The 24,047-nt window shown below is 35.0% G+C and carries 24 protein-coding genes; 13 read left to right on the top strand and 11 right to left on the bottom strand.

What is annotated here, in order from left to right; all coding sequences use genetic code 11:
• Position 1: 1 nt before the first annotated feature.
• From AACZ92_RS05285 to AACZ92_RS05255, 7 genes are all read left to right on the top strand, one after another.
• A complete protein-coding gene (locus AACZ92_RS05285) occupies positions 2-1,465 on the top strand; it encodes a geranylgeranyl reductase family protein (RefSeq protein WP_339697951.1) in 1,464 nt (487 codons plus the stop codon).
• A gap of 259 nt (positions 1,466-1,724) precedes the next feature.
• Positions 1,725-2,465: a hypothetical protein gene (locus AACZ92_RS05280; RefSeq protein ID WP_339697948.1), complete on the top strand. Its 741-nt coding sequence runs from the start codon at positions 1,725-1,727 to the stop codon at positions 2,463-2,465.
• A gap of 6 nt (positions 2,466-2,471) precedes the next feature.
• Positions 2,472-3,194, top strand: a complete 723-nt coding sequence (locus tag AACZ92_RS05275) for a hypothetical protein (RefSeq protein ID WP_339697945.1) — start codon at positions 2,472-2,474, stop codon at positions 3,192-3,194.
• 349 nt (positions 3,195-3,543) lie between these two features.
• Positions 3,544-4,041 (top strand): DUF4494 domain-containing protein, encoded by a 498-nt coding sequence (locus tag AACZ92_RS05270; protein WP_339697942.1) that lies wholly within the window; start codon positions 3,544-3,546, stop codon positions 4,039-4,041.
• A 283-nt stretch (positions 4,042-4,324) separates the two neighbouring features.
• Positions 4,325-4,768, top strand: coding sequence for an aminopeptidase P family N-terminal domain-containing protein (locus tag AACZ92_RS05265; RefSeq protein ID WP_339697939.1), 444 nt, complete (start codon positions 4,325-4,327; stop codon positions 4,766-4,768).
• A gap of 54 nt (positions 4,769-4,822) precedes the next feature.
• Positions 4,823-5,533 (top strand): Xaa-Pro peptidase family protein, encoded by a 711-nt coding sequence (locus AACZ92_RS05260; RefSeq protein WP_339697936.1) that lies wholly within the window; start codon positions 4,823-4,825, stop codon positions 5,531-5,533.
• Between the two features lie 75 nt (positions 5,534-5,608).
• On the top strand, positions 5,609-10,108 hold the full coding sequence (locus AACZ92_RS05255) for an excinuclease ABC subunit A (RefSeq protein ID WP_339697933.1): 4,500 nt from the start codon (positions 5,609-5,611) through the stop codon (positions 10,106-10,108).
• Here the strand turns inward: AACZ92_RS05255 and AACZ92_RS05250 are convergent.
• From AACZ92_RS05250 to AACZ92_RS05230, 5 genes are all read right to left on the bottom strand, one after another.
• A complete protein-coding gene (locus AACZ92_RS05250; RefSeq protein WP_339697930.1) occupies positions 10,100-11,251 on the bottom strand; it encodes a porin in 1,152 nt (383 codons plus the stop codon). The two genes, AACZ92_RS05255 and AACZ92_RS05250, sit on opposite strands and share 9 nt — an antisense overlap.
• A gap of 321 nt (positions 11,252-11,572) precedes the next feature.
• Positions 11,573-12,373, bottom strand: a complete 801-nt coding sequence (gene ligD / locus AACZ92_RS05245; protein WP_339697928.1) for a non-homologous end-joining DNA ligase — start codon at positions 12,371-12,373, stop codon at positions 11,573-11,575.
• Positions 12,370-13,377, bottom strand: coding sequence for a non-homologous end-joining DNA ligase (ligD, locus tag AACZ92_RS05240; protein WP_339697926.1), 1,008 nt, complete (start codon positions 13,375-13,377; stop codon positions 12,370-12,372). Before ligD (AACZ92_RS05240) ends, ligD (AACZ92_RS05245) begins: the two co-directional genes overlap by 4 nt.
• Positions 13,378-13,380: 3 nt before the next feature.
• Positions 13,381-13,983: a DNA polymerase ligase N-terminal domain-containing protein gene (locus AACZ92_RS05235; protein WP_339697924.1), complete on the bottom strand. Its 603-nt coding sequence runs from the start codon at positions 13,981-13,983 to the stop codon at positions 13,381-13,383.
• A 41-nt stretch (positions 13,984-14,024) separates the two neighbouring features.
• Complete coding sequence (locus AACZ92_RS05230; RefSeq protein WP_339697921.1) at positions 14,025-14,198, bottom strand: hypothetical protein; 174 nt, start codon at positions 14,196-14,198, stop codon at positions 14,025-14,027.
• A 148-nt stretch (positions 14,199-14,346) separates the two neighbouring features.
• Between AACZ92_RS05230 and AACZ92_RS05225 the strand changes: the two genes are divergently transcribed.
• The gene (locus AACZ92_RS05225; protein ID WP_339697918.1) at positions 14,347-14,493 is read left to right on the top strand and encodes a hypothetical protein; all 147 of its coding nucleotides are present in this window, start codon (positions 14,347-14,349) and stop codon (positions 14,491-14,493) included.
• A gap of 128 nt (positions 14,494-14,621) precedes the next feature.
• On the opposite strand, the gene AACZ92_RS05220 is transcribed toward AACZ92_RS05225, so the two are convergent.
• The 3 genes from AACZ92_RS05220 to AACZ92_RS05210 all read right to left on the bottom strand — a co-directional run bounded on the left by AACZ92_RS05220 (position 14,622) and on the right by AACZ92_RS05210 (position 16,821).
• The gene (locus AACZ92_RS05220; protein WP_339697915.1) at positions 14,622-15,647 is read right to left on the bottom strand and encodes an AraC family transcriptional regulator; all 1,026 of its coding nucleotides are present in this window, start codon (positions 15,645-15,647) and stop codon (positions 14,622-14,624) included.
• A gap of 149 nt (positions 15,648-15,796) precedes the next feature.
• The gene (locus tag AACZ92_RS05215; RefSeq protein ID WP_339697912.1) at positions 15,797-16,327 is read right to left on the bottom strand and encodes a hypothetical protein; all 531 of its coding nucleotides are present in this window, start codon (positions 16,325-16,327) and stop codon (positions 15,797-15,799) included.
• An 11-nt stretch (positions 16,328-16,338) separates the two neighbouring features.
• Entirely contained in the window at positions 16,339-16,821 is a 483-nt protein-coding gene (locus AACZ92_RS05210; protein WP_339697909.1) for a ferritin-like domain-containing protein, read from the bottom strand.
• A 338-nt stretch (positions 16,822-17,159) separates the two neighbouring features.
• On the opposite strand from AACZ92_RS05210, the gene AACZ92_RS05205 reads away from it, so the two are divergent.
• From AACZ92_RS05205 to AACZ92_RS05195, 3 genes are all read left to right on the top strand, one after another.
• Complete coding sequence (locus AACZ92_RS05205) at positions 17,160-17,354, top strand: hypothetical protein (protein ID WP_339697906.1); 195 nt, start codon at positions 17,160-17,162, stop codon at positions 17,352-17,354.
• A gap of 316 nt (positions 17,355-17,670) precedes the next feature.
• Positions 17,671-17,832 carry a YqaE/Pmp3 family membrane protein gene (locus AACZ92_RS05200; RefSeq protein ID WP_339697903.1) on the top strand — a complete coding sequence of 54 codons (162 nt, stop codon included), beginning with the start codon at positions 17,671-17,673 and terminating at the stop codon, positions 17,830-17,832.
• A gap of 524 nt (positions 17,833-18,356) precedes the next feature.
• Entirely contained in the window at positions 18,357-19,340 is a 984-nt protein-coding gene (locus tag AACZ92_RS05195; protein WP_339697899.1) for an AraC family transcriptional regulator, read from the top strand.
• A 56-nt stretch (positions 19,341-19,396) separates the two neighbouring features.
• Here AACZ92_RS05195 and AACZ92_RS05190 read toward each other — a convergent pair whose 3' ends face one another.
• From AACZ92_RS05190 to AACZ92_RS05180, 3 genes are all read right to left on the bottom strand, one after another.
• Complete coding sequence (locus tag AACZ92_RS05190; RefSeq protein ID WP_339697896.1) at positions 19,397-19,966, bottom strand: hypothetical protein; 570 nt, start codon at positions 19,964-19,966, stop codon at positions 19,397-19,399.
• A gap of 450 nt (positions 19,967-20,416) precedes the next feature.
• A complete protein-coding gene (locus tag AACZ92_RS05185) occupies positions 20,417-21,583 on the bottom strand; it encodes a PQQ-dependent sugar dehydrogenase (protein WP_339697893.1) in 1,167 nt (388 codons plus the stop codon).
• A gap of 123 nt (positions 21,584-21,706) precedes the next feature.
• Positions 21,707-21,853: a hypothetical protein gene (locus tag AACZ92_RS05180; protein WP_339697890.1), complete on the bottom strand. Its 147-nt coding sequence runs from the start codon at positions 21,851-21,853 to the stop codon at positions 21,707-21,709.
• A 326-nt stretch (positions 21,854-22,179) separates the two neighbouring features.
• Between AACZ92_RS05180 and AACZ92_RS05175 the strand changes: the two genes are divergently transcribed.
• Both AACZ92_RS05175 and AACZ92_RS05170 read left to right on the top strand, forming a co-directional pair.
• A complete protein-coding gene (locus AACZ92_RS05175; protein WP_339697887.1) occupies positions 22,180-22,644 on the top strand; it encodes a hypothetical protein in 465 nt (154 codons plus the stop codon).
• Between the two features lie 328 nt (positions 22,645-22,972).
• The gene (locus tag AACZ92_RS05170) at positions 22,973-24,022 is read left to right on the top strand and encodes an AI-2E family transporter (RefSeq protein WP_339697884.1); all 1,050 of its coding nucleotides are present in this window, start codon (positions 22,973-22,975) and stop codon (positions 24,020-24,022) included.
• Positions 24,023-24,047: the final 25 nt, after the last annotated feature.

Below are 24,047 nucleotides of genomic sequence, written 5' to 3'. Positions count from 1 at the left end.
TATGGTACAGATACGCCAAAAAATAGAATATGATTGCGATGTGCTCATCGTTGGGGGAGGGCCTGCTGGTAGTGCCTTGGCGTATCATTTGGCGAAAGCCAACATCAAGACTATTGTTATAGAGGCTAAAAAGTTTCCCCGGGATAAGGTATGTGGCGATGGCGTGAGCCCTGTTGCATTGCGCGAACTTCATGCCATGGGCATCACCAAAACTGATACATTTAAAAAGGCCAACAGTATTGATACGGTTGGCCTGTTTATGAAAAACGACCAAGCCCATATTAACTTGGAAAAGCCAGATGACCTGCCATTTCATGCACGCATAATACCCCGAATGGAATTGGATGCTATGATTTATGATACAGCAAAAAAGGAGGGCGCTGTCTTTTATGAAAACTGTAGGATGATCGATTATAAGGTCTATGCCAACAAGGTGGTAACGACCTATAAAAATGGAAAGAAAGAAGGGCGGCTGATTTCAAAACTGATTGTAGGGGCAGACGGAAGCCGATCATTGGTAGGGCGAAAATTACGCGGCTATCAGCCAGACCCCGCGTATCAATTGTTGGGGTTGCGGTCGTATTATGAAGGTGTCAATGGCCCACGCAACCGGGTGGATGTTTATTTTAGTGAAGAAAACTTCCCTGGGATTTATTGGTTGTTCCCAAAAGGGGAAACAGGAGCCAACGTAGGGATGGCGATGATTTTTAAAACCTGTCCGAAAGAGGCTTCAGAAGTACGGCAATGTTTTGCCAACCATATAGCCACCAACCCCGATTTACGGAAACGATTGGGCAATGGCAAAGCAACCGAAAAAATACAGGGCTGGCCCATTACCTTTTACGATTCCCGGAACCCTATAACGGCAGACCGTGCGATGCTGGTAGGTGAAGCCGCTGGACTTATAAATCCCTTGAGCGGTGATGGTATTCAATATGCCGTGTTAAGCGCTCGCTGGGCTGCAGAAAGTTTAATTGATTGTATACAGCAAGATGATTGTTCAGTCGATGCGTTGGCGGGGTATAAAAAACAATTGGAGAAAGAGTTAGCCTATGATTTTTCTCTATCCAATTTACTGGTTCAGTTTGGGCGTAATAAAACTTTGACTCCTTTATGGATGACCTTTTTGAACATCCTAATTTCAAGATGTAAAAATGATCCCAAGTTTGCAGCCATCATTGCGGGTATTTTTGAAGGTACCTATCCATCATATAAAGCACTTACTCCAGATTTTATCATGAAAATTCTTCTTCAAGCGGGTATGGATGCCAATGATTACCTGCTTAACGGATTGACCCAACCAGGACAAATAGTCACCGATGGTGCTAAGTTGGCTGTAACCACTCGCAATACTGTTACAGAATTAGCTAAAAATCCTAAGGCACATTTAAGTTGGCTCGCAGACGTAGCTGGAAAAACATTGCATGTAGCGAAACATACTTTACATACAAAAATAGATAAATAAGCATTTTATCTAGCTGTGATTGTTTATAAAAAATGCTAATGTTATAAAATTTGGATTAAATTTTATAGTAGGTGTCCTTAACGTATAATAAAATATCAATTGATTGAAAAAAATAAGAAAAAACTTACAAAATGATGATTTTTAGTCGCTAAAAACCATTTTATTGACGATTATACACGTAAAAGTTAGATGAATTCAAATATTTTTTTAAATTTACATTCGATTTTTAACTTATTTATGTATTTAATTCTAGCCCCCGATGAAAAACAATACTTATTTATACCTTGGAAAAGGTACCCTTAAATTATTAGTATTTTTTATATTTATTGTTTTGCCAGCCACTGCACAAGTGGGTATTGGTACAGTAACACCTGCACCAAGTAGTGCCTTACAAATAGATAGTACTACAGGTGGATTTGTACCCCCGCGAATGACCAATACACAAATGAATGATATACCCACGCCGCTAGAAGGTTCTATTGTTTACAATACTACATTTTCTGCGTTGTTTTTATACTCTTCAGGAACTTGGAATAATATTACCCGTCCAGATCTTCCTTCCATTGTATTGAGCAAGGACTGGGGAGAAAACGATGATAACAACTTGGTACAAACTAGTACTAACACCTACTATAACTTTCCTTTGAATAAAAGTGAAATAGCTTCTACTGAAGAAAACTTTTTTACCGTTACAGCGAACGGAACCGTACAAGTGAAAAAGAGTGGTAATTATATGATTACCGCAGGTTTTTCCGTAAATAACTTGCCCATTGGCGGTCATAAATACATTATTGGTGTATATAAAAATAATAACTCTAACCTTATTGGATATTTAGTACGCGGGAATGTGGTAATGGAAACTGAAGATGAATTTGGTACCAGTGGTGTAATGACTTTCCCCTTTAACGCCGATGATAAAATAATTATGCGCTATGTGCTGAATAATAATGGGGAGCGATTAGACGCCCGTTTTTTCAAGATAGGGGTTATTAAAATATAATGAGTTATGGAATATTTAAAATTAAGACTAACAGCACTTCTCATATGTATGTCCTTTATACCTTTATTTGCTCAAAATGGAGTTGGAATCAACACCACGAACTTAGATGATGGTAGTGCTTTACAAATTGAAAGTACGATAGGTACTATGGCGCTACCCCGTATGACCAATACCCAAATGCAAGAAATAGATGGCCCTCTTGAAGGTTCAATTGTGTTCAACACCACTGACAGCAGTTTGTACATTCGTATTAATGAAAAATGGATTAAATATGTTCAGTTAAATAATACACCTTCTATAATACTTAACAAAAATGGCGGTAGTCTTGTACTACAAGAGAACCCACCATTACCGATACCACTCAATGGGACAAATATCTTACACAATGTAGCAGATTATTATGAGGTAAGCGCCGGTGAAGAGGAAACCAAAGGAGATAGTACAATAAAAATACTTCAAGATGGCCTATACCTAGTAACTGCGGGCATGTCTACAACCAACCTCCCTGCAGGACCGAGAAAATATAAGTTGCTCGTATATGTAAACGGAACTTTAAAATCGTATTTAACTAGCGGAAATGTAAATCTTAGTAAAAGTGATTTTTGGGGAACCAGTGGAAACTCTGTATTATTATTAGAGACCAATGATGTAGTAGAAATTAAGTATACTTTGGATGGTAACAGAACCATTACTGCCAAGTTTTTTAATATCGGAATTTCTAAATTGTAAAAATGTGCTTCACCAATATTCAACTACTTGAAAAGAACTAAATATAAACTAAAACCTTTAAATATTTGCTAGAAGTATTAATTTGTTAAAGCTTTTCCAACATATTTTAATTTACTTCCTTAATAGAATAGCTGAGTTTTCTTTCAGTTAACTTATAACCTCCTTTATTTTTTCAGAAAGAGTGTCAAAACCTATTATGTATTTCATTTATAAGGTTTCCAAAAATCTATCAGATTGAAGTAGTAACGGTAGAGAAACACAAAAATAAAAATTGTGAATATCTATTCTTGATTTTGAAAAGCAGGAGTGGTATAAATATTATTTTTGGCACCCTAAAAAAAATATAGATATGAGCGTAACTTGGTATGAATGTAAGGTGAAATACAGAAAAACACACGAAACAGGAGAGCAAAAAGTAACAACAGATACGTATTTATTGGATGCAGTATCGTATACAGAAGCTGAAGCTAGAATTACTGAAGAGATGAAGGCGTATACAAGTGAGGACTTCAGAATAATGAACATAAAAGTCGCAAACTTCTCAGAGGTGCACCCGTTTGAGAATTCCGATCGTTGGTTCAAGTCGAAGGTTTCCTTGGTAGCCATGGATGAGGAGAGTGGAAAAGAAAAAAAGACAAATATGTATTTGTTAGTGCAGGCCAATAACGTAAAAGAAGCATTTGAGAATAGTACGTTGGCAATGGCCGATACTATGGGAGATTATTCGATTCCTGCTATTACAGAATCTCCAATTCTGGATGTATTTCCATATTTCACTGGGGAAGAAGAGCAATTAGAAAAGTTTAATGTGCTAGAAACGGCTGAACCTGTAGAACAAGAAAATTAAAACATAAACTATTCAATTTTTAGTTTAAGAAACCCCGATGGCTATGCTTCGGGATTTCTTTTTTTCTAAACCTTTCGTTTAGGCAGACTTGAGAGCCATCAAAATCGTTTTTTGGTAGTTTCGGGTGAAGATTAAAACAGGTTTAGATTGTCTAGATTTATCTAAATTTTAAGAGCTTATTACCATTATTTAATTATGTTTAAGCGCATTGAGTTAGATGTAGCTATTGTTGATAGTTAGGCGTCTAAAAATCATTGCATTAACCCTTAAAGTAACATCTATCATGAATAGCAACAGAGCATACGGTATCGGTGGTAGTACGCCAGAAGAAGAACTTTCTAAGTTAAGCGCCCCAACCAACAAGCCGACTCCCATTACTGATAAAGAATTTAAAGACAGACTTGACAAAGCCTGTGTAGCCCTAAAAGCAAATGGATTGGATGCATTATATATTAATGCCGGCACCAATTTGTATTACTTTACTAATACGCAATGGAATGCATCAGAGCGTTTAGTTGGCGCAGTTCTTTTTGCCGATGGAAGTCTTCATTATGTAGTTCCTGAATTTGAAATAGGCACTTTTAATGATTTTATAGGAATTGAAGGCGACCTTATTCCGTGGTTGGAACACGAATCACCGGTACAGAAAATTTCAGAAGTTGCAACAGAAGGTACGCGTTTGGCCATAGATGATTCTACGCCGTTTAATTTGGTTTCTCGCTTGTAAGAACATAAAAAATTTACAATAAGCAGTGCTGAAGAACTTATCAGAGATATCAGAATGCTTAAAAGTGAAGCTGAAATTGCTCACATTCAGTACCCGATGGACTTAACGATGCAAGTACATCAAGCGGTAGCAAAAATTTTAAAACCAGGCATCACTACTGCAGAAGTGGAACGCTTTATTCATAAGGCACACCAAAAACTCGGTATTGCTAGTGGTTCTTACTTTTGCATTGTTCTATTTGGTAAAGACTCCAGTTTTCCGCACGGGGTAAAATCTCCAAAACCATTAGAAGAAAATGATATTGTTTTAGTTGATACGGGTACGCAATACAACGGCTACATTTCAGATATTACTAGAACGTATAGTTATGGTGACGCAACTGCTAAGGAAACCAAAATTTGGGATAACGAAAAAGCCGCTCAATTGGCTGCTTTTGATGCCGCACAACTCGGAAAGTCTTGCGGACATATTGACGATCAAGTTCGTGTACAATTAGAAAAAGACGGACTCGGTCCAGATTACAACCTACCAGGATTACCGCATCGAACTGGGCATGGTATAGGACTTGAAATCCATGAACATCCGTATATTCTGAAAGGAAACTATAGTAAAATACAAGTAGGAATGGCCTTTAGTATTGAACCTATGATTGTAGTACCAGAAGCATTTGGCGTGCGTTTGGAAGATCATATTTATATGACAAAAGAAGGTCCGAAATGGTTTACACAGCCAGCGCACAGCATTGAGAATCCATTTGGGGTTTAATCAATTAAAAACTTGAAAATAAACTTGTGATACTAATCTTCCTATATTTATTTTTTCAAAAAAGAGCCTCCCTCTATGCACATTCTTAATGCTTATCAAAATAACCTCAAGAACGTTGATCTACGTATTCCTGAAAATCAATTGATTGTAGTTACGGGTTTATCGGGCTCTGGGAAATCCTCCCTGGCTATGGACGTTATCGCCAATGAAGGGTATCGCTATTTTCTAGAAAGTCTCCCAGCGTATAATCAGCAAAATGGTCAAGTAATCCCTACTGCTGAAGTTGATAATATACAAAACCTCCCGCCTGTAATTAAAGTGGAGCAATCAAAACGGTTCCAGTCTATCAATACTACTTTTGGCACCCTTTCTGAACTGACGGCTGTCTTCAGAATTTTATTTGCACGCTATTCGGCTGCTGAAACGATGAGTAAGTCGCTCTTTTCTTTCAATCACCCGAGAGGAGCTTGTGAGGTCTGTCGTGGCATTGGAGAAGCGGAATATATTGACATTCATAAATTAATCGGAGATGAGAATAAGACCCTTAGAGAAGGAGCCATCACCACGACCTTGCCCAATGGTTATATTGTTTATTCTCAGATTACCGTTGAAGAATTAAATAAGGTATGTGAAGCACATGACTTTACTGTGGATATTCCTTGGAAAGAACTCACCGCCGAACAACAGGATGTAGTTTTAAATGGAAGTGACCGTCTCAAAGTCTTTTATGGCAAACACGGCTTAGAGTCCCGACTTAGATGGAAAGGAATTAAAGCAAAACCTCGGGAGGAAGGATTCTATAAAGGAATGCTTCCGATTATGCAGGACATTTTAAGACGCGATAGAAATCCTAATATTCTGAAATTTGCGAGTTCCAAGATTTGTCCAAGTTGTAAAGGCGGACGCATCAAGTCGGAACATCTAAAATATGAATGGAAAGGGCTTACCTTTCAAGCTTGGATGGAGCTTTCCTTACCTGAATTATATAAAAAACTGAAATCTCAAGAGTTGACATCCGGGGAAAAAGTATTGGTGGATAAAATCTGTACTAAACTGTTCGACCTAATTCGACTGGGTATGGAAGAATACCGACTAAGCACGCCAAGTATGGAGATTTCATCTGGAGACGGACAACGCATTAAGCTCATTAACCAAGTAAATAGCAAGCTGCAAGGTATTTTATATGTGTTTGATGAACCTTCCATCGGTTTGTCTGCAGCTTATCAACAGTATTTACTTCATATCTTGAATCGACTCATTCACAGAGGCAATACCGTGATGGTGGTGGAGCATGACTTAGATTTTATTCAGGCTGCAAATTGGATTGTAGAACTAGGCCCAGAAGCAGGAATCAAAGGAGGCGAAGTAATTTTTAACGGTCCCATTATTGATTTTTTAAAGGCAAAAAACCTAAACAGTCCAACACTAGCGACACTGAAAGCGGCCAAAAATAAAAATACAGCCAAAAATCAGCCTAAAAAAGTATCGGCAGAAGCTTTTCAGCCTAATGTAAAGGAGCTGAGCGTCGTGAGTAGAAAGACATCTCAATTGCTTGAAAATATTAGCCACTTTTGTGGAAAAGAGGACTTAAACCTTCTCACTGTAAATGATCAACCAATAGGTAAAACGCCTCGAAGTAACCCTGCTACTTATACAGGCTTAGCGAATAAAATACGTGACCTGCTCGCCAAAACTCCTGAGGCAAAGGCTTCAAAATTAACTAAGAGTGCCTTTTCTTTTAACAACAAAACCGGTAGATGTGAAGCCTGTGAAGGGGCTGGTGTCATTACTTTATCGATGAGTGCGCTGGGTACTATCAATCAGGTTTGTCCTACTTGTAATGGCAAGCGTTTTAAATCAGAAGTGCTTCGCGTGCATTGGAAGGATAAAAATATTGCAGAAATTTATACCTTAAGTATAGAAGAAGCTTACGATTTTTTTTCCGAGGAAAAGAAAATCAAAGAAATACTGTCATTAATGCTGCAGTTGGGGTTAGGCTATATCAAATTAGGACAGCCATCTAACACCTTATCCGGTGGAGAGGCGAAACGTATTAAACTGACCAAGCATTTCGCCAAGAAATCAAAAAAGACACTTCTTGTATTGGAAGAACCCAGTATAGGATTACACCAACAAAATGTACATCAGCTTTTGGAAGCCTTACACCAATTGAAGCAACAAACGGCTGGTATTATCTGCTTTGAAAATCACTCGCTATTTCAATCCACATGCGATACGTTTGTAGACAATGCATTGGAGGTTCAACCAATTGAAATAAAAGAAGAAACTGTGCAGCAGCGAGATAGTATCTCCATTCAGGGGGCGCGTACGCATTCCCTTAAAGACCTTAATTTAGATTTACAAAAGCATTCTTTAACAGTTGTCACTGGTATTTCAGGGTCTGGTAAATCCTCTTTGGTGATAGACACCCTGCATGGCTTTGGGTTACAAGAAATGACCAAACAGTTCTCGAGTTATCAGCAATCTAGAGCAGGTGTGAATTTTCAAATGGAGGTTGACCATATTGAAGGACTTACCCCAACAATTTGCGTTACCCGTAAGCAAAAGAATTACTCGCAACGTACGGACATTGCAAAACAAACAGGAATTGATAAAATCTTGCGTTTTGCTTTTTCCAGAAAGGCGCAGTATAAAGGACAAGAGTTATCAGCAAGTCATTTTTCTAATAATCATGAATTGGGGAAATGTGCAGTCTGTGAGGGACTGGGGCAAGAACTACTGCCAGATCTCAGCAAACTCGTATTGGATGAGAATAAAAGCATTGCCAACGGACTCTTTACGCACAATAAAGCAGTGGGGTATTATGGAGATCCAGCGGGCAAGCATATGGCGGTTTTAAAAAAAGTTGGCGAAGAACATGGATTTTCGCTAGAAACGCCGTTTAGGGAACTAACTAATTCACAAAAAGAAATTTTGCTTCACGGAGCAGGTGAAAAAATATGGGAAGTAAACTGGCTTTACAAAACGAAAACAAGGGAAGGAACGCAAGCCTTAAGTATGAAGTGGGAAGGACTCTTTCACTACTTGCAAGATGAATATTTTAAAACTCGGAAGAATAAACATATCAAGCAACTTACCGCGCTCTTTTCGTACAGCGAATGCAGTCGTTGTCATGGAAGCGGGTTAAAACCAGAGCGATTAGCTTTTCAAATCGCGGGTAAATCCATTCATGACATAAAATCAATGGATTTTAAAGCTTTGGGAAAGTGGCTTTCTGTTACTGATAACCAAGAAGAGGTGGATCAAAAACTCATAGCCAAAATTCAGCCCCATCTTATCAATACGATTAAAAGAGCGAAGCAATTACACATGGATCACCTGCAACTTAACCGAAAATCGCCTACGCTTTCTGGAGGAGAAAATCAAAGAGTAGAGCTTATCAAACAGTTGAATAGCCCGCTTAAAGGCATTACCTATTTGTTAGACGAACCTTCTGCTGGCTTATCGAATGACAATATTCCGGACTTGATTCAAATTCTCAAAGAACTTATTGAGAAAGGAAATACAGCGATAGTTATTGAGCACAACAAGGAGATAATCCTGGCGGGCGATCAGTTGGTTCAGCTCGGTCCCCAAGCTGGTAAATTGGGAGGTTATCTTACGTACCAAGGAAGTCCTCAGGATTTTTTGAAACAAGCCGATTGCCATCCTTATTTAAAAGCACCCACTACAGCGGTTGCGTTAAAAGAAGGAGAGGAGGAGTCTATCGTTATCCAGAAACTTTCTAAATATACATTAGTGAAAGAGGTATTAGAAGTACCTGTTGGTGGAATTACAGCTATTAGTGGTAAATCAGGAATTGGAAAAACCACCTTAGTGAAAGACATCTTGATTCCGAGTATTGAAACAAGGCAACCTGTGAACTGTGCGAATATAGTCTTTCCAAAAAATTACACAGGCGCGTATTATTTTGAGCCTAAAAAATTACGATCACATTCGAGTACTTTATTAGTATCTTATTTGAATCTGCTAAACGAGATTAGTAATTTTTTTGCAACTGAAACCGGCTTGAAGACCAAGGATTTTTCCTATAAAACAAAAAGCAGCCAATGTCCAAACTGTAAAGGAAAAGGTTCTATTGAAACTAGCTTGGATGTAGCCGCCAATGTGATTGAAAGGTGTGAGGTTTGCAAAGGACAACGGTATCAGTCGCACATTTTAGCGCATACCGTTCATTCTAAAAATATTGCGGAGGTACTTTCCTTGAATATCACGGAGTTAAGTGCATGGTTAGAAGAGAATAAGGTATCTACTAAAACGCTTCAATTGTTACATCAGTTAGAAGAAATTGGGTTGGCGCATCTTAGCTTAGAGCAGCCAGTACAATCTCTTTCTTCTGGTGAAAAACAACGCTTACTATTGTTGAATTGGTTACAGGAACGAACTACCGATACACTTTATATTTTAGATGAACCCAGCACCGGACTTCATTATGCCGATATAGATCTATTGTATGCGATTCTCAAAAAACTTAGTAAGGCCAATGATATTCTCATTATTGATCATAATCCTTATTTGCTAGAAAAAATAAAAGTAGGGGTGGTATTACAATAACAGTAGGGGAGCAATAATCCCAATTCTTACTTCATTTCTGTTATAATCAGCGGCATTAAATTGTTCAACAGCATAATTTGAATAATCATAATACCGACCAATATAAGCTAAGAAAAATCGTATGTCAAAGTCTTTAATGGGACTGTAGTATAAGGTAGGAACCATTCCGTAGCTAGTTCTCAAATGGTTACGACTGTTTCCAGTTTTACCATAAGCACTACTAGTCATAAGGCTTAATAATCCTTTCAGTTTTGGGCTGAAGCGGTACTCTGCTCGTAACCAGTTTTCAATATACAGTGCATCTTGGGCCACCGAATCATTATCAAAAATATTGGTCACAATACCTTTAGTATCCACCTCTTCATAACTGTAATTAAAGTCATACATCAGGGTGAGGTTATCATTTTGATATTTATTTCCTAACGTAAAAAAATAGGTTCCTTTATTTTTTACCTGGTTGGAGTAACTTAGACTATAGATGGTTTGAAATTTTCCATCAAAAAAGTTTCCACGCCAATTTCCAACAACCGCTACTGGCCAGATAGGTTCCTCAATATTTTCTGCAACTTCATCGCCATATAGGTCTTCATAAAGCATGGTGCGCGAATTTAATACCTGAAACCCAAATTTGTGATCCTCCATAGATTGATAAGTAATCCCAGCTCCGGTAACATATGCGAGTGCATTACTTTGAATATCATTGTATTCTAGAACCTCTAGAGCGCTGAATTCGTACTCGTAACCGCCGTAAAAAGCATATGTTTTCCCTACTAAAAGATTAAGTTTAGGACTTACTTTAAAGTCTACGTATGCCAATTCAATATTACTACCCAATTGATCAAGACTTTGAATATCGCTGCCTCTATTAAAACGATTTCTAAAATAAAAGTTCACCTGATCATGCAATTTAGCAGAGAATCCAAGTGCTGTGAACCCATTTTCAAACTGTACCCCATTGTAATAGCGATCTCCACCTCTGTAAGTATATGCTTGCAACTCTGTACGCATATCGAAAGTGATATCTATATTATTTAAGAGCTTAACATTTTTTACAGGAATTATAGGCTTAGCCAGAGTGTCATTTATCTGAGAAAAACCTAATAGAGGAGACATTAAAAGCACAATTATTAAAAATGACTTCATAAAATAATTAGGGTTTGTAAGATTAAATTATAATGAATTTGTACGCAGAAGTGTCAACAATGGTATGATTGTTCTTTTAGGGAGACTTATTTCTGCTAGAATCTCATTAAAATTACTAAATTTTTATGGAAATGAAGTTTAAGATCTAAATTCTCTGATACAGAAACTAACCAATACTAATCGTTTTTTAATTTTTTATAGAATTGGAGTTCTATTTCCCGATACAATATCTTTCAAGCACAGCATGGATAGTAGTTTTTAAAATATGAGTTGTACAAAAGGTGTACATTTAATGCGTTTCGTTGATAATTAGTAGCCTTTTTATAATCCTTTATCAATATTTCCTAAATGGTATTGATTTGCTTTTTTTATGCTAGAAAGCTCATTCCATGCTATGGGAGTAGCAACTCCAGCATTTTCCGTTGGGCGTAATGAATAGGGGCAAACCGATGTTTGGGCGTATGCATTTCTCAAGTAATCAATAAATACTTTTCCTTCTCTTTTATCTTTTCGTACTGCAGTGGTAAACAAGTCAGGATGCTCATTTTCTAAAACTTCAGCCAATTCCTTTATTTTAGGGCGTAAATTATCAAAGGTTTTGGTTCGGCGGACGGTATACCAAACATGAAATCCACTCTTTCCACTTGTCATAAGCTGTGGATCTTTTTCGTTCCGTTCTAAAAATTCTTTTGTCTTTTTTGCGGCTTCTTTTACTTTTTTAAAAGAGTTTTCTGCAGGATCCAGATCGAATACCACCTTATCGGGTTTATAAAGTTTATCTTTTTTAGATAGCCAAATGTGAAATCCTACCGTCCCTTGGTTCGCTAGATAGAGTAAACTTTTTTTCGTGTTGCAAATTACTTGTGTAATGTGACCATCTTCAGTTTCTATTTTTACCCTTTGTACAAAGTCAGGAAAATACTCTGCAGCTTTTTTCTGATAGAAACCATCTGTATGTATTCCATCTGGAAACCTATGTAGGGTAAGAGGTCTGTTTTTTAAATAGGGCAACATCTGTTTAGAAACCTTTTCATAATAATTAATCATGTCCAGTTTTGTAGCATTTATTTCTGGGAAAATTACTTTATCAGGGTGGGTTATTTCTATGCCGTATCGTTTCATTGTGGCTTCTCTTTAATTACTTTTTTTGCCTCTTTATCTTCCCGAATTCCTAAAAATCGAGGGTGACGAAGTTTGTTGTTTTTTGTCCATTCGGTAAAAGCAAATTGTCCTACGTAAATAGGCTCTATCCAGTGATTGTTGCCATTGTCAGAATCTTTAAAATTGACAAAAGGACTTTCTTCTTGTTGAATTGTATTAAACTTTTTTCGCCACTTTTCAAGAAAGTCATCATCAAATCCTGTTCCTACCTTACCTGCATAATGTAATTGCTGCTCTTTATAGAAACCGACTAATAGGGCCCCGAACCCTTTTCGTTCTCCTTGTGGTTCTGTAAAGCCGCCTATTACCAACTCTTGACCTTGTGAACATTTAAATTTTAGCCATTTTCTACTTCGGGAGGATACATAGGCAGCGGTACCGTCTTTAGCAATAATACCTTCCCAGCCTTTTTGGCAGGCTTCTTCCAAAAAAGTAGTGCCATTTTCATTGCGATGTGATGTATAGCGAATGGGGGATTGCCAGGAGATAATTTTTTTTAAAAGTTTCTTTCGGGACTTTAACGGGACTTCCATAATATCACGCGTACCATATACAAGAATGTCAAATAGATACAGATAGACCTTTGTTTTTGTTTCTGTTATTTTCTTTTTTTCGGTAAGGTGTATTCGATTTTGTAGTTTACTAAAACTCGTTTTATTACCTTCAAAAGCAACAATTTCACCATCTAACCACAAATCGGGAAGCTTTTTCTCACGTAAAGCATCAATTAGCTCAGGATACGAAGCAGAAATATCATTATTATTTCGGGAGAATAGATACACATTCCCTTTTTTAATATGAACCAAACAGCGCACCCCATCTAGCTTGCGTTCAAAAATCCAATCGGGATCATCAAAGTAATCGTCCGTTAAAGTTGCAAGCATGGGGTTGATAAAAGACTTGGATTCGGTTTTCTCAGTTTTTTCAAACGCTGCTTTCGATAATATTTTTTTTAAAGTGTCCATACTTCAATCCTTATCGCTGGTACCATTGGCTATTTGCTCCATCGTTTTATTGCTTACCACACTTTTATTTTCCGTATTTACCGGGTTTCTACGAGCATCGGCTTCATCATCATCCATTTTAATAAGTAACCAATTCCCTTTCATGTTGCCCGATTTCATTTTAACTAAAGCGTAACCACCCTTTATTTTTTCACCTTTTAAATAAACCTCTAGCGTTCCTTCTTCGTAAGCTTCTTTTAAACTCATAGCTGTGCCTTCATCTTGTTCTTTTATATTCTTAAAAGTTCCTTGGTCCCAAATCATAACCGTACCTCCCCCGTATTGACCTTTAGGAATTGTGCCTTCAAAATCTGCGTATGCTAAAGGATGGTCTTCGGTAGGAATGGCCATACGTTTAACACGAGGATCGGTACTGGGGCCTTTCGGTACAGACCATGATTTTAACGTGTTGTCTATTTCTAATCTAAAATCATAATGAAGGTTGGTAGCATCGTGCTTTTGGATAACAAAAATAGGTTCGTTATTACTTTTCTTTTTGGTGTTGTCTTGAGGTTCTTTAGTTTTTGAAAAATCTCTTTTCTGTTGATAGTCGCTTTTCTTTTTCATAATGAGATGTTATAAGTCAATACCTGAAATGTGAAGCTATTTTAGTTATGGCCTATATGATAGTCTGGAGATTTATACCAGATAATTCCTAAAATCACAAATGCCACACCAAAGAAAGTTAGCGGGTGTAACCAACTTAGGGTTTGTGAAATAAAAAATAGAATACCCCAAAGGACTAGACAAATAATACCGAGTGTTAAAAATGTTCTGTTCATAACAAGTAGCGTTTATTAAGTTAGATACTTAATATACCGTTTTTATAAAAAAAAAGAAAGTGCTTGAAGCAATCGAGCTAAAGAAAATTTTTTTAAAAGCAATTTTTGATTGATTTCGTAAATACATTTGAAATAAAGTACAATTACCATGGATAAAAAAGAAAAAGTTAGAAAAGAAAAAAATCGACAAAAAGAAAATACGAAGAATAAAAACAGAGAGAATCCTACAGCAACTACAGCAACAAATGCAGGGGTTTCTCAGAATAGCAAAAATAGAGGAACAGACGATAAATAGTAGGAGTTTCTTCTTTAAGAAGGAATAATATACAAGAGAGTGTTTTTCTTAATGAAGTAGTTAAAAAAGCTAGAAGGTGTGCTTTTTATATCCTTTCCTATAGTCGCTCAGGAAAGGATTTTTTTATTCTATTTTTTCTTACCATTGTTGTTACGCAAAGCAGAAGGGGAGAGCCCATATTTATCTTTATAAATTTTTGAAAAGTAACTTTTACTAGAAAGGCCTACCATAAAAACAATTTCTGAAATACTATAATCTGAGTTTTTCAGCAATTGGTTGGCTATTTCAAGTCTTTTGTTATGAACATAACCATTAACGGTAGATCCATAAATGCTTTTAAATCCATCTTGTAGTTTATTAGCATTAAGACCAACCTCTTGAGCTAGATTTTTAACGGTATCAAAATCGGAAATTCCATTGTCAATTAGGGAAGAGGCTTTTTGTATCATCTTAGTTTCAGACCTACGCAATATCGATTTATTTTTATCTTCTTTTAAGTCATCCTCAAATTGTAAAATTTGTAGAATTAAAATTTTAAAAGCACTACTTTCCAAAAATAACTTTTGTAAAAAGGGACCCTCTTTAAAGTTTTTCATGTCACTAAAAACATCGGCCATTTTAATGCAGTAATCCCCACGATGGTAAAAAGCAGTTTGAGCCGTTTCATCCCTAAATAGGTGTTCCATTTGTTTTTTAAGGCTTTTTACCTCACACTCCATAGTGAAAAGATATTCTTTCCGGTTCACCTCTAAACTGTTTATTACTGTTTTTTGTCCCCCTCTAAACTGAAGGATATGACCATTGTTTTGGTTACTGGCAACAATAATATTTTCAAGAAGGTCTGCATAATGCAAATCGGTTTTATCATTTTCAAAGTGATGAACAAAACTTCCTGTTTCACAGAATAAAAATTTTAGGGGGTGTATTTTATCTACCACGAAACGTATTTCCATATCTTTCGTAAAAGTGCAGTTATAAAGAATAATACCCATCCCGTGTTGAAAATCAATACCGGTTATAGATCCTTCCCCGTATATTTCGGGTATTTGCAAACTGTATTCGCTACAATTTTGTGTTACTGGAGTGTTTAGCTCTTTCGCTAGATCATTAATTACATCTTTAAGCGGAATAGACTGAGAAAGAATAGATTGCATAGAATAGGATTAATTTTATAAGGTAGGTAGGTTAAACAAGAACAACTAACTTATTTGATTTTATTTTTAACTTAAATGACGTAATAAAAAAAATATCGGGTGGAAAATCCACCCGATATTCATTGGCAATTATTCAAAATGAAAAAAAATTAATTGTCTATATAGTAAGGATGATACTCGTTAAATTCATTTTCATCTAAAGTACCATCTCGGTTTTTATCCCAAGCGCTAAGCGTTCGTTTGTTCAATTCGTCTCGGTCTATCGCACCGTCTTTGTTGGTGTCATAACTATCGTAATAATCTGAATTGGTAAAACTATCTCGGTATTCTTGTTGAGATATTTGTTGATCCTTGTTCTGGTCAAATTTACTATAAGGATTAGACGGTAAATAGTCTCGTTGTTGCTTGTCAAACCCTTTTTCCCATTCATCTTCGTTTAAGTTTCCATCTTGGTCTCTATCCATCCGATTAAAGGAAGCATCATAAAATTCACGATCGCTTATCTTTCCATCTCTGTCGGTATCATAGGTATTGTAAGTATTGCTATACCCTTCATTAAACTCCGTTTGATCGATAGACTTATCACTATTCCTGTCAAATGATTTAAAATCTCTTGTCTGCGAATATGCTATTGAAGTGATAAATAATAGCAGTAATATATTAATAGTATATTTTTTCATAATGGTTTCTTTTAAATTGCTTTTTTGTTTAAGCGACTTTTCGCTAATTCTTTTAATGTATCATCAGCTCCATATTCTTCATCAAGTGTTGTTTTTAGTTTTTGCAAGATATCGTCGTGACCTAATTCTTCAGCGTAAGTGCAAACAGTTCCATAGCCTGCTATTTCATAATGCTCAATGCGTTGCGCTTCAGCAATCATCCCAGCATTTTTAACTTCATCAGAAAGGTTTTGATCTAAAAAGTTTTTTGCTTCTTTAATTAGACCTTGCATGGCTTCACAGGTTTCAGATCCAGGCTCAACATCTAGAGTATCAAAAACTTCTTCTAGCCGCTTTTTGTGTTCTTTTGTTTCTTCTAAGTGGCTGGAAAATGCTTCTTCTAATTTAGAATTATTAGCTTGTTGCACCATTTCTGGCAAAGCTTGTATTAGTTGTTTTTCAGCACTGTACAAATCTCGTAATTGATGTATAAATAAATCGTGTAAAGTATTCATAGCTTTTTTGTTTAGAATTAATTTTTATTTCTCTACCTAAAAGTAGAAAAGCTCTTTTCTATTTATTAGTGCTATAAAAATGGATTTTAGTTCTAAAAACATAAGGGTTAAAAAAAGAAAAGCTAACGATAAGATTTAAACTTAGATTTCTTTTTTCGCTAAAGAGATATCATAATTTAAACACGATGCTTTAAAATTATGATGGAGACTACAATGACTGTTTTTAAACTAAAAAAAAAAAGTTTTTGCATCAAACTAAATGAGTATTGTAAAGTAATTTTGAGTTTTAAGTAGGTTTTGCCCCATGCCGATAGAACGAATTATTGATGATAAAAGCTATGAAGATTATAACAAACTTTACCAACACAAGAAAAGAAAGAACCAAAATACATTGGGGAAATGTAATAGCAGGAACCATGACCATATTGGGTTTTTTAATTGTACTCTATTTTTTAGGGGTAGGAACAGGTATTACAAATAAAGGTACAGAGCTAAACCCTTTGGTTTTAACAGATACTTTTATTTGGTTGTAGCTATCCACAATCCTAGCGGTTTTTACTGGTGGTTTTTTAGCCGCTATAACAAGAGGATCTACCTCAAAAATTGATGGGGGCTTACATGGTTTTTTAGCTTGGGCTCTTAGCATAGTCCTATTAGGGATATTTTTTAGTGTTACTGAAAGTTTCTTATATGTTGCTATAACCAATAAAGCCAGTATGCTTTTATTTTGGGTATTAATTATAGGGGCTTTAGTAGGACTATGTGGAGGATTGATTGCAGCTTCATCTCTTTTTACGAGTGAAGAATTAGAAAAGAGTTTTTCTAGTTAATTCTTAATTTGAATATAATATGAACCCGTTTAGAATATTACTACATGTTATAGTACCTCCCATAGCTGTATACCTAAAACAAGGTATGGGGACCGCTTTGGCTGTAAATATTGTACTTACTTTACTAGGTTGGCTACCAGGAGTGATTCATGCACTTATGGTAAACGAAGAAAGCCTATAAAATTTTAGGCTTAGCGTAGAGAGAATGATTTAAAAAAAATATTGGGGAATAGATTAAATAAAAAAATAATATTAATGCATCAATAAAATAAAAGAATATGGAACGTTTTTTATTCACCTTATCAATACTTTCTATTCTAGTTTGGGTAGTTGGAATGATTTTTTTCGAGCCGGGTTTTTTGTTTCATTCCTTGTGGTTACTGGCAATCCTTTTTTATATTTTAAAAATGATTCGAGTTGAGTTTTCAAAAAAATACCCTTATTTAAACAAAAAAAAATAATACGAACCTATCAAGCGCTTTCCTTATAAACACCCTCTTTTAGAGGGTTTTTTTTAGATTTCATTAAGATTTTTTTAAGCATTTTTAACAATCAATTTCGTTAATTTTAATTTCGATTTTGTTAAGCATTTAGACGGTAAGTATATACTTTTACTAAACTAACAAAAATAAATTAACACTAATCTTTTTGTTTTCGTAAATAAAAGGATGTATAGTGCGATTTTAATAAAAAAAACACTGTTCTATGAAACCTAACAAAAAAATCGACTCCTCCCCAGGTCAAAACGTAATTACAGCTCAACCGAATGCTTTTCCAGGAATGAAGTATGATAAAGCGCGAGTAAGCCATTCTATTTCTGAAGATTTTTATTATCTAGAATATTCCTTTTGCCTTTTAGATGATCGCGAGGTAAGTATCTCTATCACGGATGAAGAAGGCTTTTATTTTATTTATTGCTGGCAAGGAAACTTAACACTTTCTTTCCAAGGGGGCAAAAAGAAGAAGATTTATCCTTTTCAAAGTGCTATTATGTTTGATCGTTTTATTAATGGTATTAATTTAGAACTTAAAAAAGGGACACATTACGAGTTTTGTGTTATTGGGTTTACCAAGCCTAAATATTCCGAAAGTGATGTCTCAAATGCTTCCTACTATAAATTTAGGGATACATTCTGTAAACAAATTATGTGCGACTCTTTTATGTATACTGGAAAGCCCAATTTAAAGTTACTGGATAAAATAAATAATATTTCCAGAATGTCTAAAGAAAATGTAGCGTCTGAATTTATTATGGAAGGCTTAATATATGAAACACTCGGCTTGAAAATGGAACAAATGCTACAAACTTTACAAGCTGAAGAAACAGACAACGGGATACTCACACTTCGCGAAATGGAACAGATTCAAGCTATTTCTGGTTTCATTAGAGAAAACCCATCCTTAGAGTATACCATACAATTTTTGTGTACTGAGACGGGGCTTTCCCCGGCCAAACTACAAGAAGGGTTTAAAAAAATGCATGGTAAAACAGCTATTAATTTTATACGGGATATACGATTAGAAAAAGCAACGGAACTTATTAAATCGACCGACATGAATATTTCGCAAATAGTTTATAGTATTGGGTTGACAAGCAGAAGTTACTTCTCTAAAATTTTTAAGAAGAAGTATAAATGTTCCCCAAAATTCTTTCAAGCGCAATACAGGACTGTAGTAGAAACTGTATAAAAAGTTCCGCTTACTTTATTGAGAAATACGCTTCCCATTTAGTAGACACATGTAGGTTATTCATTAAACCGAAATTCCATAAGCTCTTTATAAATACTGATATACTCTTTTACCATATGCTCAGGACCTAAGGTATTATAGATCACTTTGTAATGGTGGTTCCAACGGCTTCCAATACGAGTACTAATTAGTATTAAATCGCAAAATAGTTTTTTTGAAACTTGAGAATTAAAGTTTTCGAGACGCATTCGCTCTCTATTATGTAGTGTAGTAATAAGAGCCGAATGCTCATACGGTCCCAGAGGAGCGGGCTGATTTTGAAAGGATTGGTTATGCACAATATCATAAGAACCGGTATTTATTTGTGAAAAAAGATTTGGGTACCATAACGTACTATCTATTTTTCCTGTTTTTTCAGGACCTATATCATATCCTTCTTCACCTTGATATGAAAACACTTTGGGTTTTTTAATAAAGGAACTATCAGATTTAGGATGAGCATATAAATCAACTTTATGCCCTATGGATTGTAACGATTTACATAACAGATGAGTGTGTTCCTCAAGTTTGCTCGCATAAGGTGCTATAATAGGAAATAGAGAATGTGCTAATAGAGCTATTTTCATAAAAATCTGTTTTTTAAAGTCATTAAATAGCACTTTTGTAAAAGTCGACTTGAACCAAATTTAAATTTTGTTTACTGGATCTCTTAGTGCGATACCATAAATCCTTGCACTTAAAAATTAAAATGGAAAGTTTCTTTTAAGGTTAAAATTTAATTTTATTGAATACCAGAACTATATAAATGGATTGTATATTTAAATGTGGTTACGAAAGCTATAGAAAAAGCACTTCACAAAAACAACTAAAAAACACATGCATGAAAGGGTAAAGTAATAATTGGTTGCAATGTGTTTTGCAAAACCCCCTGTATAAATTGGTGTACAGGGGGTTCTATTTTATGTAAGACAATGAGAGAATCACTTAAGTCGAAGTAAAAGTTACTAAATAAAGCTTATAATAAAATTATAGGTTAAAAGGTAAAGCTTTACAATGTTGTCAAGTTTTTAGTGTGATTATTCACTATAAGTAATTCGATAAATAACCCCGTTACTATCATCACTTAGGAGTAACGAACCATCTGGTAATTCGGCTAATCCTACGGGTCTTCCAAAGAAAGATCGGCCGTCAGTACTTAAAAATGCTGTTATAAAGTCGGTAGCTTTTACAGGAGTTCCCTCATTAAACCGAAGATGCATGACTTTATAACCTTTTGGGTCTTTCCGATTCCAGGAACCGTGAAAAGTTATAAATGCAGCATTTTGATATTCCTTCGGAAACATAGTTCCCTTATAAAATAGAAGGTTCATTGGAGCACTGTGAGCGGTAAACTCCATAACAGGGTGGGTAGACTTACGTGAGTATTCTTTATAAGTCATACTTTCAGGTTGATCGGCCTTATTATAATTGCCTTTTCCATAAATATAAGGCCAACCATAATCATTTCCTTCTTCTAGTAAATTAAGCTCTTCTTTTTGAATGTCATCTCCTAGCCAATCAATACCGTGGTCCATGCCGTATAGTTTGTTAGTTTTGGGTTCCCAGTCAAACCCTATGGTATTGCGTAAGCCTTTCGCAAAGATTTTCTTGTTTTTCCCATTGGTATCAAATTGCAATAGGGTAGCACTTTCCTCTCTTGTTTCTGCACATGCATTACAATCACTTCCAATAGAAATGTAGAGCTTACCATCTGGGCCAATTGCTAAAGTGCGGTTGGGGTGTTGTCCGCCATCTGGTAAATTTGTGATAATAGTTTTAAGCTCACCTATGGTACCATCTTTGTGTATTGAGCCTTTAAAAACATCGTTTACAGTGATTACATAGAGTGTATCTTCATGGATAGCGAGACCATGAACACCTTTTTTTGTAATAACTGTTTTTTGATTATCGGCCTTTCCATCATTGTTTGTGTCGGTTAGCATAGTTATTTCTCCAGATCTTCGACTAACATATACCTGGTTGTTATGTACAACCATCATTCTTGGTTTTCCTAAATTAGAAGCAAATACATTAATCTTAAATCCAGCCGGGAGCTTTAAACTTTTAATAGCTTTAGGAGTTGCTGCAACTTTCTGTGGCTTGAAAACGTGAACTTGAGCAGCCTCTGAGATAATACTATCCTTAGATTGACCCAATAATAAATAGGAACATAAGCACAGGCAAAAGAGAATCTTTAATTTCATAAGGTCTTTTTTATAAAGATTGAAATTTTGTTCCTTTTTAATTGATGCAATAAAATAAGAAATGGATGTAATAAAAGTAAAAAATACGATGTTTTTTTGAAGATGGCTTGTTTCTTCTACGCTTTAGATTAAGCGATCTGTTTCAATATTATCATCAAATTCATCTTCGCTTTCTTTAGAATAGGTGGTACCAGTTTGATGTTTCTTTTTAACATGTTTTTGCTTACTAATAGTATTGTTTTCAGTCTTTTTTTGATGCTTTTTACTCATGGTATGTAGAATTTAAATGATCAATGCCGTTATAGAGAAAAAGTAAAAGTAGATAGGTAGAAAATAATAGATTAACCCATTACATAAAAAAAGTGGTTTTAAAAACGTGAGAATTCATAATACCGCGATAGCTAAATTTTTTGGTTTAATTTTTTAATGTAAAGAATTAATTATCCTAATGATGTTTAGGTATTTTCGAAGTTGTAATGAAAAATTTGGGTAAGTAGATCCTTCCGCTTAAATAAAAGAATACTCTCATTTGTTAATTTTTTAAGTAGCTAACGGTTGTGGATATAGAATGAAGAAGTTTAATACATTTTAAAGGCATGAAACATACAATATCATATAAAAAACGCTATTTAAAAAAGTGTAAGATAAAACGAGAGTTTAGAAACTATTTGATAAACAAATCTTTGGTAGAGGTAAATAATGAATTTATAAAACAACCAGTACATCTTATATTGTATAGCTCTTCTAAATTAGTGAAAGAGCTATGGTTTTGGCTAAAGGGACATTCTGATAAGCATGCTAAATCTTTTATTGTGATTTTTAACAAGGAAATTGTAACCGAAAAACAAATGGAAGAACACGTATGGATTTTATTGTCAAAAATAGCGAAACTCCATGCGCTAAACATACAAGTAAGTAAAGAAACGAGTTTTCCAAGTTTTAGTTTCTACCTTCAAGAAAACCGCTTTTCAGTAGAAACCATGTACCCATTAAGTCCATGTGGTACAAAAAGAGCACCCTATCCCGCAATTGTATTTACCAAAATTGAAAATTCATTGTAGATAATATATCTCAGAAAAATTATTACAGGAATATACAGTGGTTTCTTTTAAAGTGTATTCTTACGTTGACTATTAAGAATTCAAATACCATAAAGTCTCCTATACATTAAATGAGTTAAAACCTTTTTTTATAAAGACAAGGTTTCCTTTTAGCTACAAATATATTTGAACAATAAGTAAGTACTTGATGAGTACTGGTTTATTTAGTTCAAAATTAAAAAGTTTTGAGGAGTACTTTTTAGAATCCTTTCTATTTACTTAGAGAGGATTTTTTTAATAAGTATTCTACCAATATGCGATATTCATTAAAAGCCAAAAATAACGGAACATGCATGTAGGGAAAAAAATAATACAGTATAGTACCATGGCTATCGTGGGCGGTTATTTTTTATTTTTAGTTTTAATTAAAGCAAAAGTCTTCTTCGCACCATTGGTTACGGCAGGAATATTAGCACTTCTGTTATTACCGCTCTCACAATATATGGAACACAAAATAAATCGTGTTTTAGCATCATTATTGAATACCTGCTTTTTATTAGTGCTAACCCTTGGAATGGTAACCTTATTTTCTTTTCAAATAAAAAACTTTATGAATGACTGGCCTCAAATTAAAAAAACAATAGAGCCTACCTTGAATAAAACAATAGACATTGTAAATACCCATACACCGCTAGAAAAGGAAGATTTTAAAATAGGACAACGAAATGGACTATTCAGTTTTTTGAATACTCCAAAAAATAAGCCGATTACTATTATAGATACAGTTATAGGGTATTTAGGGAGTTTTTTACTCACTTTTATTTATACCTTTTTTTTATTAAACTATCGTAGTAGGTTCAAAAAGTGTCTATTGCTATTTTTCTCTAGAGAGAAAAGAAAAAAAGTTGGTGAAATTATAAGTAGTGCCGCTAAGATAGCTCCCCAATATTTGCTTGGTAGATTAATATTAATTGGGTTTTTATCGCTTCTGTATTCATTGGGTCTCGGAATTTCCGGAGTGGATAATTTTATTTTAATTAGTATAATCGCCGCTATTTTTTCATTGATACCTTATATAGGTAATATAGTGGGTGTAGTAATGGCAATCGTCTTAGGGTATTTAGGAACAGGCGATACAACCATATTAGTGGGTATCGTTGTGACGTTTTCTATTGCTCAATTTATAGAAAGTTATGTTTTAGAGCCCTATGTAGTAGGAGATAAAGTAGATGTGCATCCTTTTATTGTAATCTTAGCAGTAGTAGTAGGAAACCTTATATGGGGGGTGATAGGAATGATAATAGCAATACCAATTATAGCAATTATAGCGCTAATATTGCTACACATTCCTGTGTTAAAACCACTCGGAATTCTATTCAGTAATAAAAATTTTAAATAAAATGAGATGGTTTGGTCATCTTAGT

The organism is uncultured Marixanthomonas sp. (assembly GCF_963974425.1).
Taxonomy (GTDB): domain Bacteria; phylum Bacteroidota; class Bacteroidia; order Flavobacteriales; family Flavobacteriaceae; genus Marixanthomonas.
The sequence above is the reverse complement of the archived record's forward strand: the minus strand, read 5'-3'. Positions and strand labels throughout refer to the sequence as shown.

Bases quoted from the DNA above. Each gene is read 5' to 3' on its own strand.
- AACZ92_RS05215 (WP_339697912.1), bottom strand. From the start codon at position 16,327: ATGAAAAAATATACTATTAATATATTACTGCTATTATTTATCACTTCA.
- AACZ92_RS05285 (WP_339697951.1), top strand. From the start codon at position 2: ATGGTACAGATACGCCAAAAAATAGAATATGATTGCGATGTGCTCATC.
- ligD (WP_339697926.1), bottom strand. From the start codon at position 13,377: ATGGACACTTTAAAAAAAATATTATCGAAAGCAGCGTTTGAAAAAACT.
- AACZ92_RS05210 (WP_339697909.1), bottom strand. From the start codon at position 16,821: ATGAATACTTTACACGATTTATTTATACATCAATTACGAGATTTGTAC.
- AACZ92_RS05180 (WP_339697890.1), bottom strand. From the start codon at position 21,853: ATGAGTAAAAAGCATCAAAAAAAGACTGAAAACAATACTATTAGTAAG.
- AACZ92_RS05255 (WP_339697933.1), top strand. From the start codon at position 5,609: ATGCACATTCTTAATGCTTATCAAAATAACCTCAAGAACGTTGATCTA.
- AACZ92_RS05265 (WP_339697939.1), top strand. From the start codon at position 4,325: ATGAATAGCAACAGAGCATACGGTATCGGTGGTAGTACGCCAGAAGAA.
- AACZ92_RS05195 (WP_339697899.1), top strand. From the start codon at position 18,357: ATGAAACCTAACAAAAAAATCGACTCCTCCCCAGGTCAAAACGTAATT.
- AACZ92_RS05225 (WP_339697918.1), top strand. From the start codon at position 14,347: ATGGATAAAAAAGAAAAAGTTAGAAAAGAAAAAAATCGACAAAAAGAA.
- AACZ92_RS05250 (WP_339697930.1), bottom strand. From the start codon at position 11,251: ATGAAGTCATTTTTAATAATTGTGCTTTTAATGTCTCCTCTATTAGGT.
- ligD (WP_339697928.1), bottom strand. From the start codon at position 12,373: ATGAAACGATACGGCATAGAAATAACCCACCCTGATAAAGTAATTTTC.
- AACZ92_RS05230 (WP_339697921.1), bottom strand. From the start codon at position 14,198: ATGAACAGAACATTTTTAACACTCGGTATTATTTGTCTAGTCCTTTGG.
- AACZ92_RS05190 (WP_339697896.1), bottom strand. From the start codon at position 19,966: ATGAAAATAGCTCTATTAGCACATTCTCTATTTCCTATTATAGCACCT.
- AACZ92_RS05170 (WP_339697884.1), top strand. From the start codon at position 22,973: ATGCATGTAGGGAAAAAAATAATACAGTATAGTACCATGGCTATCGTG.
- AACZ92_RS05235 (WP_339697924.1), bottom strand. From the start codon at position 13,983: ATGAAAAAGAAAAGCGACTATCAACAGAAAAGAGATTTTTCAAAAACT.
- AACZ92_RS05185 (WP_339697893.1), bottom strand. From the start codon at position 21,583: ATGAAATTAAAGATTCTCTTTTGCCTGTGCTTATGTTCCTATTTATTA.
- AACZ92_RS05200 (WP_339697903.1), top strand. From the start codon at position 17,671: ATGAACCCGTTTAGAATATTACTACATGTTATAGTACCTCCCATAGCT.
- AACZ92_RS05205 (WP_339697906.1), top strand. From the start codon at position 17,160: ATGAAGATTATAACAAACTTTACCAACACAAGAAAAGAAAGAACCAAA.
- AACZ92_RS05175 (WP_339697887.1), top strand. From the start codon at position 22,180: ATGAAACATACAATATCATATAAAAAACGCTATTTAAAAAAGTGTAAG.
- AACZ92_RS05275 (WP_339697945.1), top strand. From the start codon at position 2,472: ATGGAATATTTAAAATTAAGACTAACAGCACTTCTCATATGTATGTCC.
- AACZ92_RS05280 (WP_339697948.1), top strand. From the start codon at position 1,725: ATGAAAAACAATACTTATTTATACCTTGGAAAAGGTACCCTTAAATTA.
- AACZ92_RS05220 (WP_339697915.1), bottom strand. From the start codon at position 15,647: ATGCAATCTATTCTTTCTCAGTCTATTCCGCTTAAAGATGTAATTAAT.
- AACZ92_RS05270 (WP_339697942.1), top strand. From the start codon at position 3,544: ATGAGCGTAACTTGGTATGAATGTAAGGTGAAATACAGAAAAACACAC.
- AACZ92_RS05260 (WP_339697936.1), top strand. From the start codon at position 4,823: ATGCTTAAAAGTGAAGCTGAAATTGCTCACATTCAGTACCCGATGGAC.